The sequence below is a fragment of the Xinfangfangia pollutisoli genome (assembly GCF_020179405.1).
In the GTDB taxonomy this organism is placed as follows: Bacteria; Pseudomonadota; Alphaproteobacteria; order Rhodobacterales; family Rhodobacteraceae; genus Pseudogemmobacter; species Pseudogemmobacter pollutisoli.
This window is the reverse complement of record NZ_JAICBZ010000033.1, coordinates 28131-41093: the sequence shown is the minus strand read 5'-3', so window position 1 is coordinate 41093 and position 12963 is coordinate 28131. Positions and strand designations below refer to the sequence as shown.

The 12963-nt window shown below is 68.8% G+C and carries 10 protein-coding genes and 1 pseudogene; 3 read left to right on the top strand and 8 right to left on the bottom strand.

All coding sequences use genetic code 11. The features are described 5' to 3' along the window. Positions 1-446, top strand: a 446-nt coding sequence (locus K1Y73_RS11505) for an ABC transporter ATP-binding protein (RefSeq protein ID WP_225028439.1), incomplete at its 5' end; no start/stop codon positions are given. Further along, complete coding sequence (locus K1Y73_RS11500) at positions 443-1114, top strand: adenosylcobinamide amidohydrolase (protein ID WP_318248237.1); 672 nt, start codon at positions 443-445, stop codon at positions 1112-1114. The genes K1Y73_RS11505 and K1Y73_RS11500, both read left to right, overlap by 4 nt. Positions 1115-1150: 36 nt before the next feature. Here K1Y73_RS11500 and K1Y73_RS11495 read toward each other — a convergent pair whose 3' ends face one another. The 7 genes from K1Y73_RS11495 to K1Y73_RS11465 form a co-directional block, all read right to left on the bottom strand. Beyond that, complete coding sequence (locus K1Y73_RS11495) at positions 1151-2134, bottom strand: Gfo/Idh/MocA family protein (protein ID WP_225028438.1); 984 nt, start codon at positions 2132-2134, stop codon at positions 1151-1153. An 89-nt stretch (positions 2135-2223) separates the two neighbouring features. Continuing rightward, entirely contained in the window at positions 2224-2988 is a 765-nt protein-coding gene (pssA, locus tag K1Y73_RS11490; protein ID WP_225028437.1) for a CDP-diacylglycerol--serine O-phosphatidyltransferase, read from the bottom strand. A 1-nt stretch (position 2989) separates the two neighbouring features. Continuing rightward, positions 2990-3688 (bottom strand): phosphatidylserine decarboxylase, encoded by a 699-nt coding sequence (locus tag K1Y73_RS11485; RefSeq protein WP_225028436.1) that lies wholly within the window; start codon positions 3686-3688, stop codon positions 2990-2992. Positions 3689-3860: 172 nt separating this feature from the next. Further along, a complete protein-coding gene (gene rpoH, locus K1Y73_RS11480; RefSeq protein WP_225028435.1) occupies positions 3861-4757 on the bottom strand; it encodes an RNA polymerase sigma factor RpoH in 897 nt (298 codons plus the stop codon). A 322-nt stretch (positions 4758-5079) separates the two neighbouring features. Then, positions 5080-7116 (bottom strand): potassium transporter Kup, encoded by a 2037-nt coding sequence (locus K1Y73_RS11475; RefSeq protein WP_225028434.1) that lies wholly within the window; start codon positions 7114-7116, stop codon positions 5080-5082. A gap of 316 nt (positions 7117-7432) precedes the next feature. Beyond that, entirely contained in the window at positions 7433-9127 is a 1695-nt protein-coding gene (locus tag K1Y73_RS11470) for a hybrid sensor histidine kinase/response regulator (RefSeq protein WP_225028433.1), read from the bottom strand. Between the two features lie 124 nt (positions 9128-9251). Further along, the gene (locus K1Y73_RS11465; protein ID WP_225028432.1) at positions 9252-9578 is read right to left on the bottom strand and encodes a DUF6476 family protein; all 327 of its coding nucleotides are present in this window, start codon (positions 9576-9578) and stop codon (positions 9252-9254) included. Here K1Y73_RS11465 and K1Y73_RS11460 point away from each other — a divergent pair. After that, the gene (locus K1Y73_RS11460) at positions 9577-10659 is read left to right on the top strand and encodes an RluA family pseudouridine synthase (protein WP_225028431.1); all 1083 of its coding nucleotides are present in this window, start codon (positions 9577-9579) and stop codon (positions 10657-10659) included. The genes K1Y73_RS11465 and K1Y73_RS11460 overlap by 2 nt on opposite strands. 134 nt (positions 10660-10793) lie before the next feature. Here K1Y73_RS11460 and K1Y73_RS11455 read toward each other — a convergent pair. Beyond that, a pseudogene (locus K1Y73_RS11455) lies at positions 10794-12953 on the bottom strand (RNA degradosome polyphosphate kinase); the annotation flags it as partial. Positions 12954-12963 lie beyond the last annotated feature (10 nt).

The following is a 12963-nucleotide window of genomic DNA, read 5'->3' as shown; positions in this document are numbered from 1 at the left end:
CGACCGGCGCGCCCTCGGATCCGGCGGTGGGCCGGGCGCTGGTGCGGATGGGGCTGGCCGCCTATTGCGCGCGCCGGGCGACGGAACTGTCGGGCGGTGAACAGGCGCGGGTGCTGATCGCCCGGGCCCTGGCACAGGAGACGCCGCTTCTCTTGGCGGACGAGCCGGTGGCGGGGCTGGACCCCGAGGCGCAGATCCGCACCATGCAGGTCTTTGCCGATCTGGCGGCCGAGGGGCGGGGCGTGCTGGTCTCGATCCACGATCTGGGGCTGGCGGCGCGGCATTGCACCCGGCTTCTGATGCTGGACCGCGGCCGGCTGGTCGCCGATGGCCCCCCGCGTGAGGTGCTGACCGAGGCGCGCCTGGCCAAGGTCTTCGGCATTCGCGGCTTCCATGCCGAAACCCCGGACGGGCCGGTCTTCCAGCCGCTGGGGGTGGTGCGATGATCGGTGCGATCCGGCTGGATCGCCCCTGGCTGAGCGTGCGCCTGACCCAGCCGCTGCGGGTTCTCAGCTGGGCGCCCCATGGCAGCGGTTTCCGGGTGACTGACCATGTGCTGTGGCGCGAGGTCAGGAATGCCGATCTGACCCCGGGTTTCGATGCCGAGGCCTGGCTTGCCCGCGAAATCCCCGATCCTGAGGCGGTGGGCATGCTGACCTCGCGCGATATCGGCACCTATGACCGGGGCGCGGCCCGGGTGGGCGATGTGGCGGCCGAGGCGGTGGTGACGCTGGGCCTGTCGAATGCCGAGGCGGTGGGCAAGCGCCTGCCCTGGCATTCGGCCGATTACGGCACGATCAACATCCTGGCCGTGACCGATGCGCCGCTGACCGAGGCGGCGCAACTGGAAGCCCTGTCGATCGCCGTGCAGGGCCGGACCGCCGGGGTCATGGATCTGGACCTGCCCTTGGCCACCGGCCGCGCCACCGGCACCGGCACGGATTGCCTGGCGCTGGCCTGCCCGGCCGGCGCGGGGCGCTATGCCGGGCTGCATACCGAAGTGGGCGAAGCGCTGGGCGCGGCCGTGCGCGACACGGTCAGCCGCGCCGCGCCGGGCTGGCGCGACGCAGCCCGCGCGGCCCGGACCGCGGGGCAAAACGCGGGCCAGGAGTGAGGCGGGGGCTGAGGCGGCCGCCTGGCCGCCTGGCCGTTACAGATCGCGCGCCGCCGCATAGGCGCGGTCCATCATCGCCTGGGTGCCGCGCACGAATTCCAGCGGGCAGGGATAGGGCACCCCTTCACGCAGCGACCGGCAGAAGGCCTCGACCTGTAGGACATATTGGTTCACCCGCGGGAAACGCTCGGTGATCACCCGGTTGCCCTGCTGATGCAGCTCGACCTCGGCCAGATCGTTGACACCGGCGTTGAAGCACCCGCCCTCCAGCCGGACCATGCCGGTCGTGCCCTGGATCGTCACCACCTGCCGGTTATAGGCCCGCATCGAAGTGGTGGAGGCATAGCTGAAGCGCTGCCCCGCGCCCTCCATCATTCCGAAGACATGGGCGAAACTGTCGATCCCGTTGTCACGGATCAGCCGCGCCTCGACCGAGGCGGGCTCGGCCCCGGTGGCAAAGCGCATCGCGCCCAGCGTGTAGACGCCGATATCGCGCAGGCTGCCGCCGCCGGCTTCGGGGCGGTTGCGGATATTGGCCATGTCGATCTGGCGGAAGCTGAACTGCGCATCGGCATGAATGATCTCGCCGATCTCGCCCGCGGCGATCCAGTCGCGCGCGCGGCTCCATTGCGGGTGGTGGACGATCATATAGGCCTCGGCCGCCAAAAGGCCCGCGGCATCGCGCGCGGCGATGATCCGGTCGATCTGCGCGGCCTCCAGCGCGATGGGCTTTTCGGTCAGCACCGCCTTGCCGGCAGCCAGCGCCTTCAGCGTCCAGTCCACATGCAGATGGTTCGGCAGCGGAATATAGACCGCGTCGATCTGCGGGTCGGCCAGCAGCGCGTCGTAACTGTCATGCAGGCGCAGATCGGGGCAGAAGGCCAGAAAACCCGCCGCCTTGGCGGGATCGCTGGTCGCCAGCGCGGCCAGTTGCGCGCCTTCGGCGGCATGGATCGCCCGCCCCATATGTTCGCGCGCAAAGCGCGCAGCCCCCAGAATGCCCCAGCGGACCGGTTGCATGGCTGTCTCTCCTGATGTTTGTGCGAAAGGCTAGGGGCAGGGACCGGCGGGCGCAAGCGCCGCAGAGGGGGGCGGGGCGCGCGCGCGGCCTAGCTGCGCTGCAGGGCCTGGCGCAGCGCGGTTGCGGCCAGCGCGGCCAGATAGGCCAGCGACAGCGTCAGCAGCGTGACCCAAGGGTAGGTGACCAGCGCCGCCACGGCGGCCGCCGCCAGAACCAGCGCATAGCGCGCCAGCCCGGCCGAGATCCGCACCCGCTTGAGACTGGGCGTCCGCATCCGGCCGATCATCAGTGCGCCGATCGCCACCATCCAGCCTGCGACCAGAAGCGGCGCCATCTGCCAGTTCAGCACATGGCCCAGATAGATCGGCATCAGCGCCAGCAGCGCCCCCGCGGGCGACGGCACGCCGGTGAAGCTGGTCTTTTCCGACGGCACCGGGTTGCGGCTGCCGACATTGAAGCGCGCCAGGCGCAGCATGCAGCAGACCGCATAGATCAGCACGGCGATCCAGCCCAGGCTCATTTCACTTCTCAGACCCCAAAGGTAGAGAACCAGCCCCGGAACCACGCCGAAATTGACGAAATCGCACAGGCTGTCGAGTTCGGCGCCAATCGCGCTTTCGCTGCGCAGCATCCGTGCCAGCCGCCCGTCCAACCCATCCAGCGCCGCGGCCAGCGCGATCAGGAACACCGCCAGGCTGAAATTCCCCGCAATGGCAAAGCGGATCGCCGTCAGCCCGGCGCACAGCGCCAGGATCGAGATCAGATTGGGCAGAAGCTTCAACAGCAGAAGCTGCGCTTCGGGGGCCTCGGGCGGGGCAGACGCGGCGGCTTCGGCGGGGGGCTGCGGTTCCATCTTACTCCATCGTCGCGTGGCGTTGCAGCATGTCCTGGCCCAGGACCGCGATCACCGTCTCGCCGGCGACGCAGGTCTGGCCCAGCGCCACCTGCGGCGCCACGCCTTCCGGCAGATAGACATCCAGCCGCGAGCCGAAGCGGATCAGCCCGAAGCGCTCGCCGGTGCGCAGGGTCTGGCCGGGCTTGGTCCAGCACAGGATGCGCCGGGCGACCAGGCCCGCGATCTGCACCACCGCGATCTTGCGGCCATCGTCCAGCTCGATCGCCAGGGCGTTGCGCTCATTGTCTTCGCTGGCCTTGTCCAGCGCGGCATTCAGGAACTTGCCCGGCCGATAGGCGACGGCGGTGACCTTGCCGCCGATCGGCGCGCGATTCACATGGCAGTTGAACACCGACATGAAGACCGAGACCCGGGTCAGCGGTTGCGGGCCAAGGCCCAGCTCGGCCGGCGGCACGGCGGGGCCGATCAGGCTGACCACGCCATCGGCGGGGCTGACCAGAAGCCCTCGGTTCTGCGGCACGGCCCGGACGGGATCGCGGAAGAAGTAATAGCACCAGACCGTCAGGCCGAGGCCGATCCAGCCCAGCGGATCCCAGATCCAGAACAGCACCAGCGTCGCTGCGGCAAAGCCCGCGACAAAGGGGATGCCGGCGCGGTGCATCGGCTTGACGAAGGTCGAAAGCATCGAGACGGACATGCAGGGCCTTTCCTTTGGCCCTGCGTCCTAGCCAATGCGGGGGCCCCGGGCAATGCAAAAGGCCGCGAGGGGTTGGGAAAGCCGGGCGCCCCGACGCGACGTTTCCCAAAAATGCGGCAGCGGGGCCCGATCAGGCCCCGCTGCGATTTTTCGACGAAAAATCGGCCCCGGCTCAAGCCGGCACGACCATGCCCTTGCCCTTTGCCAGCTCGCGCATCCGCGCCTGCAGCTTTTCAAAGGCGCGCACTTCGATCTGGCGGATCCGTTCGCGCGAGACGCCATAGCTTTCCGACAGATCTTCCAGCGTCACCGGCTCGTCCGACAGGCGACGCTGCACCAGGATGTCCTTCTCGCGATCGGTCAGGACCGACATCGCCTGCGCCAGCAGCGCGCGGCGGGTGTCCAACTCGTCCTTCTCGGCGTAATCGGCCGCCTGGTCGCTGTCTTCGTCTTCCAGCCAGTCCTGCCATTGCGTGGCGCCTTCGCCGTCGCCGCCCACCGTGGCATTCAGCGAGGCGTCCGAACCGGCCAGACGGCGGTTCATCTCGACCACTTCCTGCTCGGTCACCGAAAGGTCCTTGGCGATCTGCGCCACGTTTTCCGGCCGCAGGTCGCCCTCCTCCAGCGCGCCCAGCTTGGCCTTGGCCTTGCGCAGGTTGAAGAACAGCTTCTTCTGCGCCGAGGTGGTGCCCAGTTTCACAAGGCTCCAGGACCGCAGGATGTATTCCTGGATCGCAGCGCGGATCCACCACATCGCATAGGTGGCCAGACGAAAGCCCTTTTCGGGATCAAAGCGCTTCACGGCCTGCATCAGGCCGACATTCGCCTCCGAAATCACCTCGGCCTGCGGCAGGCCGTAGCCGCGATAGCCCATGGCGATCTTGGCGGCCAGGCGCAGGTGGCTGGTGACCAGCTTATGCGCGGCCTGCGGGTCCTGGTGATCGGCCCAGCGCTTGGCCAGCATGTATTCCTGTTCAGGTTCCAGCAGCGGGAATTTGCGGATTTCCTGAAGATAGCGGTTCAGCCCCAGTTCAGGGCTTGGTGCGGGAAGGTTTGCGTAGGTGCTCATTCATGCCCCCTGTTCTTGCCCGGTGCCGTCAGCCCCCGGGGAAGACCTCAAGTTAAGTCTCCTGCCTGAGTGCATCAAGGCACGTAACGCAGGAATGTTAACGCTATATGTGCGCGGTTCCGGCGGTTTGCCGCAGTTGTGTCAACCCTTTCACGCGAATGTCAGCGCAGGCTGTCAGCGCAAGAGGGCCCGGCCGCGAAACGGCCCGCGGTTGCCGGGACAACGCCGGCCGGCGCCGCCGGTTCCCCGGGGCGGCCGGCAGGCGGCTTGGGCTGGGCGGCTTGGGCTGGGCGGCTTTGGCTGGGCGGCTTCGGCAGGCGCCTTAGATCGCGACGCGTTCGCCCAGTTCGACCACACGGTCGCGCGGCAGATGGTAGAAATCGGTCGGATCGGCCGAAAAGCGCGCCAGCGCGACATAGATCTTGTCCAGCATCAGCTCGACCCCCTTGCCCGTCGCCACCGCCCGCCGGCGGCCCAGGAAGAAGGTCGAGGTCATCACGTCGAATTTCAGCCCGGCGCGGCGGGCATGCGCCATGGCGCGGCTGACATTCGGCGTCTCCATGAAGCCGAAGCGCAGGGTCAGGCGCTGGAAGCGGCCGCCCAGGGCCTCGACGCTGGCGCGTTCCTCGGCCGTGGCATAGGGCACGCGGAGGGTTTCCACCGTCAGCAGCACGGTCTGCTCGTGCAGCACCCGGTTGTGCTTCAGATTGTGCAGCAGCGCCGAGGGCACCACATCGGGATCGCCGGTCAGGAAGAAGGCGGTGCCCGGGATGACATGGGCCGAGGATTTCTGCATCGCCCGCACGAAGGTTTCGACCGGCACCGCCAGCTTGTGGACGCGCGCATTCACCAGCTGCACCCCGCGCCACCAGCAGCCCATGGCACAGCCGACCACCGTTGCGGCAATGACCGGCACATAGCCGCCATCGGCGAATTTCGTCAGGTTCGAGGCCAGGAACACCCATTCCACCGCGGCAATCGGCAAAGCCAGCACCAGCGCCGCCGGGGCCGACAGCCGGCCCGAGCGGATCAGATAGGTCACGCCCAGCACCGTGGTCAGCACCATCGTGCCGGTGACCGCGATCCCATAGGCCGAGGCCAGCGCCTCGGAGCTTTCGAAGGACAGGACCAGCCACAACACGCCCGCCAGCAACAGCCAGTTGACCGAGGGGATGTAGATCTGCCCGCTTTGGCCCTCGGCCGTGTGCAGGATGCGCAGCCGCGGCAGGAAGCCCAGCTGCACCGCGCCCCGGGCCATGGAAAACGCGCCCGAGATCACCGCCTGGCTGGCGATCACCGTGGCCATGGTGGCCATCAGCACCAGGATCGGCAGCGCTTGCGGCGGGGCCATGGCGAAGAAGGAATTGGCCATCGCCTCGGGATGGGCCAGCACCAGCGCGCCCTGGCCCAGATAGTTCAGCACCAGGGCCGGCAGCACCAGTCCGAACCAGGCCAGCTTGATCGGCCGGCGGCCGAAATGGCCCAGATCGGCATAAAGCGCCTCGCCTCCGGTCACGGCCAGGAACACCGCGCCCAGGACGATGAAGGCCACTTCGGTGTGATGGACCAGGAACTGCATGCCCCAAAGCGGCGAGAAGGCCGAGATCACCCAGGGCGTCTCGACCATGTGCCAGATGCCCAGCCCGGCCAGCGCCAGGAACCACAGCGCCGTGACCGGGCCGAACAGCAGCGCCACCTTCGCGGTGCCGCCGCGCTGCACGACGAACAGCAGGACCAGGATGGCCAGCGTTACCGGCAGCACGAACTGGTCCAGCGCCGGCAGAACCAGCCCCATGCCCTCGACCGCCGACAGGACCGAAATCGCGGGCGTGATCGCGGCATCGCCGGCAAAGAGCGCCGCCCCCGCGACCGCCAGCGCCAGCAAGGGCAGCGAGCGGCGGCCGATTGCCAGCCGCGCCAGCGTGTACAGCGCCAGAATCCCGCCTTCGCCGCGGTTGTCGAAGCGCAGCAGGACGAAGACATATTTCACCGTGACGATCAGGATCAGCGACCAGATCAGCAGCGACAGAATGCCCAGCACTTCGGCGGGCCCCGGCTCGGCCACGCCGGTGGCCCGGATCGCCTCGCGGAAGGCATAGATCGGCGAGGTGCCGATATCGCCATAGACCACGCCCACCGCGCCCAGGGTCAGCGCGGCCAGGCCCTGGCGGCGGGCCGTCTCGCCATGGATGTCGCTGTCGGCCTCGGATTCCGAGCGCAGGTAATCGGCAATGTCCAGCGCCGCCTCGTCATCGGGATGCGGCAGGGCCGAGGGCAGGCCAAGCCCGGGCGGTATGGTCTTGGGCCGGGGCGGGGGCGCGGATGCGGGGACGGCCGGTGTCGGGACATCGTCGGTCAAAGGACCACCTGTGCGCAGTGCGAAAAAGGAGAAGCGGGGGGAGAGGGCGGCAGGTCTGGCCAGGGGCTTCCGGCAGGCAAGGCCGGATCCGTGCCGGACCGTCGCTGGCAGGCGACAGGTCCAGGGCCAGTCGGAACCCCCTCGGGCGGGGGCAATGCGGTCTCCGCTCCCATGCCGGACAGAATCCGGATCGCTGCAGATTACGCTTCCGTGACCGGCGCGGCAAGATGCTGCAAGTGCAAAGGCGCGGCACGGCGCCCGGGCGCCGCAGCCAGGGCAAAGGCGCGGCACGGCGGCCTATGCGCCGCGGCCAGGGCTAGGCCGCCAGATGGCGGCGGATTTCGGCCAGCATGCCCGCCGGGTTCAGCGGCTTGACCAGGACGCCGTTCATCCGCTGCAGATCGTTCGCCGTCGCATCGGCCGTCATCGCCACGACCGGCACCCTTGCATTGCGCCCGCGCAGGGCGCGGATCGCCGCGACCGTCTCGACCCCGTCCATGCCAGGCATGTTCAGGTCCAGCAGGATCAGATCGACCTGTTCGCGCGTCAGCACCTCCAGCGCCTGGGCGCCGCTGTCGGCCTCGATCACCCGGGCATGGGTCGGGCGCAGATGCATGGCCGCGACCAGCCGGTTGGTGGCGATGTCATCGACGATCAGCACGGTGCGGCCGCGCAGATCGGGCGGCAGATCGGCCGTCGCACCGGGCGCTTCGGCCGTGCGCGGGGCAAGATCGGCCAGCCCCAGCACGGCGCGCGCCGGAAGCCACAGCCGGAACCGCGCGCCCTGCTGGCCCTGTGGCGTCGGCACCAGCGTCACGTCGCCCCCCATCTGCCGCGCCAGCGCCCGGCAGATCGTCAGCCCCAGCCCCGAGCCCTGCGTGCCGGTGCGGCCGCGGCGGAAGGGTTCGAAGACCAGATCGGCCTCGGCCGCGGCGATCCCCGGCCCGCTATCGGCCACGATCACCTCGAACCCCTCGGCGATGGGCGCCGCTTCAACCCGGATCGGCCCGGCGCCGGCATGTTTCAGGGCATTGGCCACCAGATTGGCCAGGCATTGCCGGAAGCGCTGCGGATCCAGCAGCACCGGCGAGGGCAGCGGCTGGCGCAGGTCCAGCCGCAGGCTGCTGCCCTGCCGTTCGGCCTGCAGGCGGAAGGGCTCGATCGCCGCGCCCAGTTCGGCCGCCGGGTCGACCTGGCGCTCGCGCAGGCGGAAGCGGCCATCGGCGATGGCCGACATGTCGGTCGCATCGTCGACGATCGTCGCCAGATCGCGCGCCGCGCCGACCAATTGGCCCAGGGTTTCGCGCTGGGTCGGGTCTTCCGCCTCGGTCCAGGCCACATGCCCCAGGCCCAGAACCGCATTCAGCGGCGTGCGCATCTCGTGGCTCAGCACGGCCAGAAACCGCGCCTTGGCGGCATCGGCGCGGCTGGCCCGCATCTCTTGCACCCGCATCGCCCGGTGCAGGCGGTTGTTCGACAGCATGGCGATGAACGTATAGGCCATGGCGCAGAAGGCGGCGGTGGCCGACAGGGCCAGGCCCAGCGGGCTGTCCTGCTGCACCCAGTAATAGGTGTCGAAAGCGGCCACCCCCAGCGCCACGGCAGCAAGCCCCGCAAGCCCGATCGGCAGATGGATCGAGCGGACCGAGGACAGATGCAGCAGCGCGCTCATCACCATGCCGACGGCGAAGGCCTTGGAATAGGGGTCGTCCTCGATCCAGACCAGGCCCGCGGCGCTGATATAGGCGGTCTCGGTCGTGAACGAGAGAATCAGCTGCGCGTAATAGCCCCGGCGCGAGATGCGGCGGTTTGCATCCTGGGTGATGCGCAGGTTCAGATATTCGGCGATGACATTCACCGCCCCCAGCAGCAGGGCGGGAAGCGGATCCAGGTAGATGGTGCACAGCGCGAAGGCCAGGCAGATCAGACCGATCCGTTCGGGAAACTCGCGCGCCAGGATGTCGCCCTGCCAGGCGATTTCGGCGGCTTCGTCTTCGTCGGCGGGGCGCATCAAACCGGGGGCCTCGTTCGGCTAGGGCGAAAACTGGGAAAGCGGGCAGGGGGCTGGCAGGGTGTTCGCCCTGCAGTTGTGCCCCTGCGGCGGGGCGGGTCAAGCCCCGCCATGGTCGCAGCCGCTAGTCGGCCGGCAGGGCGGGGGCGGAAATATCCTGCACGACCACGCCCTTGGCATCATAGACCAGGATCCGGCCCGTGCGGGTGACCACGGCCGACCAGCCTTCGCCAAAGGTCACCGCGCTGGCGGTCTCGCCCGCGGGCAGGGCCAGATCCGCGGGCAGGCGCGGACCCGCCGCCGGGGCGGGCAGGCTGCCCGGCATGCGGGTGACAAGCAGCCAGACCACGGTTATGACACCGGCAATCATGCTGAGTGTCAGCAGGATCACCAGCGCCTGCAGCAGGCGAAGCGAGCGGGGCAGCGGCGCCCCGTCGGGAGCATCGGCCATGGGCGAACCTTTCGATGACGATCTTTTCCCCGAGCGGGGACAGGCAGCGGAGCGGGCGCTCAGCGTCACCCTGGGCGATGACGCGCCGCAACGCCTTGATAAGGCGCTTGCCGCCGCGGTGCCAGAGGAAGCGGCGCTGTCGCGTTCGCGTCTGGCGCGGATGATCGCCGAAGGCGCGGTCAGCCGCGGCGGCGTGGCGGTGACCGATGGCAAGGCGCGGGTCGCGCCGGGCGAGACCTACGATCTGCGCCTGGACGCGCCGGTCGAGACCGAGCTGCGCGCCGAGGCGATTGCGCTGGTCGTGGTCTATGAGGATGCCGATCTGATCGTGATCGACAAGCCGGCTGGCATGGTCGTGCATCCCGCGCCGGGCAGCCCCTCGGGCACTTTGGTCAATGCGCTGATGCATCATTGCGGCGACAGCCTGTCGGGGATCGGCGGCGAGAAGCGGCCCGGCATCGTGCATCGGATCGACAAGGAAACCTCGGGCCTTCTGGTCGCGGCGAAAAGCGACCGGGCGCATCACGGGCTGGCCGCGCAGTTCGAGGCGCATACGGTGAACCGCCATTACCTGGCGCTGGTGCATGGCCTGCCCGATCCGGCCGATGCGCGGCTGCGCGGGCTGCGCGGCATCGGGGTCGAGGCGGGGGGGGTGATCCGCATCGCCACCAATCTGGCGCGCCACCGCACCGACCGGCAGCGCCAGGCGGTGTGCTGGCCGCCCGAAGGCCGCCATGCCGTGACCCGCACCCGCGTGACCGAGGCCTTTGCCGGTCAGGCGGCCTTGATGGATTGCTGGCTGGAAACCGGGCGCACCCATCAGATCCGGGTGCATCTGGCCTATGCGGGCCATGCGCTTCTGGGCGATCCGGTCTATGGCTCGGGCCGGCGCCGGCTGTCGGACAAGGCGCTGGGCGCCGAGGCGGCGGCGGCGGGCAACGGCTTTGGCCGCCAGGCGCTGCATGCGGCAACGCTGGGCTTCACCCATCCGGTCAGCGGTGCCGAGCTGGATTTCACCGCCCCGCTGCCGGCCGACATGGCGGCGCTGCTGGAAAGCCTGCGCGCCGCCACTGCGGGCTGACGGGCAGGCCCAGCGTCGCAGGGCCGCGCGCGCCAGGCGGCCGGCTATTCCGCCGCCGCCTCGGCAGGCCCATCCGCGCCCGCCTTGGCGGGCTTGTCGTCATCGGCGGCCACCGCACAGCCACCGCGCATCGGCAGCAGGATCGGCGCATCCTTGGCGCCCGCCGTGCCGCGGCCCGACAGCGAGGGGTTTTCCATGAAGAAATGGTGGCAGCTGAACAGCTCCTCCCCCGGCGCGCCCAGGTCGCGGCGATAGGATCCGTCGGCCGACAGGACCCAGCTTTGCGTCTCGTCCGCCAGATTGGCGGCCATGATCTGGCTGAGGATCTGGGTCTTGACGGTCGGGTTCTTCGCCTCGATCAGGGTTTCGACGCGGCGGGTCAGGTTGCGGCCCATCCAGTCGGCCGAAGACAGGAAGACCCGCGCCTGCATCGAGGGCAGCTCGGCGCCATTGGCAAAGCAGACGATGCGGCTGTGTTCCAGGAACCGCCCGACGATCGACTTCACCCGGATGTTTTCCGACAGGCCCTTGACCCCCGGCCGCACCCCGCAGATGCCGCGCACGACGAGGCTGATCTTCACGCCCGCCTGGCTTGCGGCATAAAGCGCGTCGATCACCTCGGGCTCGATCAGCGAATTCATCTTGGCCCAGATCTCGGCCGGGCGGCCGGCGCGGGCATGATCTGCCTCGGCCGCGATCAGTTCCAGCAGCCGCGGCTTCAGCGAGATCGGCGAGATCGCCAGATTCTCCAGCCCCTGCGGCTGCACATAGCCCGACAGGAAGTTGAAGACCTTGGTCGCATCGCGCCCCAGCGCCGGATCGCAGGTGAAGAAGGACAGGTCGGTATAGATCCGCGCGGTGATCGGGTGGTAATTGCCGGTGCCGTAATGGGTATAGGTCACCAGCGTGTCGCCTTCGCGGCGCACCACGGTGCTGATCTTCGCATGCGTCTTCAGATGCATGAAGCCATAGACGACATGCGCGCCCGACCGCTCCAGCCGCCGCGACTGGCGGATATTCGCGGCCTCGTCGAACCGCGCCTTCAACTCGACCAGCGCCGTCACCGATTTGCCGGCCTCGGCCGCCTCGCACAGCGCCGAAACGATCGGGCTGTCCCAGCTGGTGCGGTACAGCGTCTGCTTGATCGCCACGACATTGGGGTCGCGCGCTGCCTGTTCCAGGAAGCGGATCACCATGTCGAAGGTTTCATAGGGGTGGTGCAGAAGGATGTCCTTCTGCTTGATCGCGGCGAACATGTCGCCGTCATTGTCCTGCACCCGTTCCGGCACCCGCGGCGTGTAGCTGCGCCACAGCAGATCGGGGCGCGAGTTCAGGACCAGTTCCTTCAGATCGGCCACGCCCAGCATGCCGCGCACCTCGACCACCTCGTCGGGGGTGACGTGCAGCTCTTCCATGATCAGGGCGCGCAGATCCTCGGGCGCGCCCGAAGACAGGGTCAGCCGGATCACCTCGCCGCGGCGGCGGCGTTTCAGCGCGGTTTCAAACTCGCGCACCAGATCTTCGGCTTCCTCTTCCACTTCAAGATCGCTGTCGCGCAGGACCCGGAACATGCAATGGCCGCGGTCGGTATAGCCCGGGAACAGCATGTCCAGATGCAGAAGCAGCAGCTCTTCCAGCGGCAGGAAGCGGTTCTCGCCCTCGCGCCCGGGCAGGGGCACGAAGCGGCGGACCTGCTGGGGCACCGGCAGCAGCGCCTTCAGCGGCCGGCGGTCCGAGACGCGTTCCAGCGACAGGGCCAGCGAGAAGCCCAGATTGGGGATGAAGGGGAAAGGGTGGGCCGGGTCGATCGCCAAAGGCGACAGGACCGGGAAGACATTGGTCAGGAAGTGCTGTTCCAGGAACTTGAGATCCTTCACCCCCAGCTTCGAGCGGGTGAGGATGGTGATCCCGGCCTCTTCCATTTCCTTGCGCAGCCCGTTGAACGTGGTCTGCTGGGTCTGCATCAGCGCCCGCACATCGGCATGGATCAGCGACAGCTGCTCGGCCGGGCTGCGGCCGTCTTCCGACAGGCCGGGCGTGCCGTTGCGCACCATGGCGCGCAGGCCGGCGACGCGGACGGTATAGAATTCGTCCAGATTGGTGGCCGAGATCGACAGGAAGCGCAGACGTTCCAGCAGCGGCACTGCCGGATTGTCGGCCTCGTCCAGCACCCGCCAGTTGAAGGCCAGCCACGAAAGCTCGCGGTTGAAGAAGCGGCGCGGGCCGGTGATCTCTTCCTCGGGAAGGGCCACGGGCGCGGGGAAGGCGGAGCGAAGGAAATCGGCCTGGGTCATGATGGAGGCT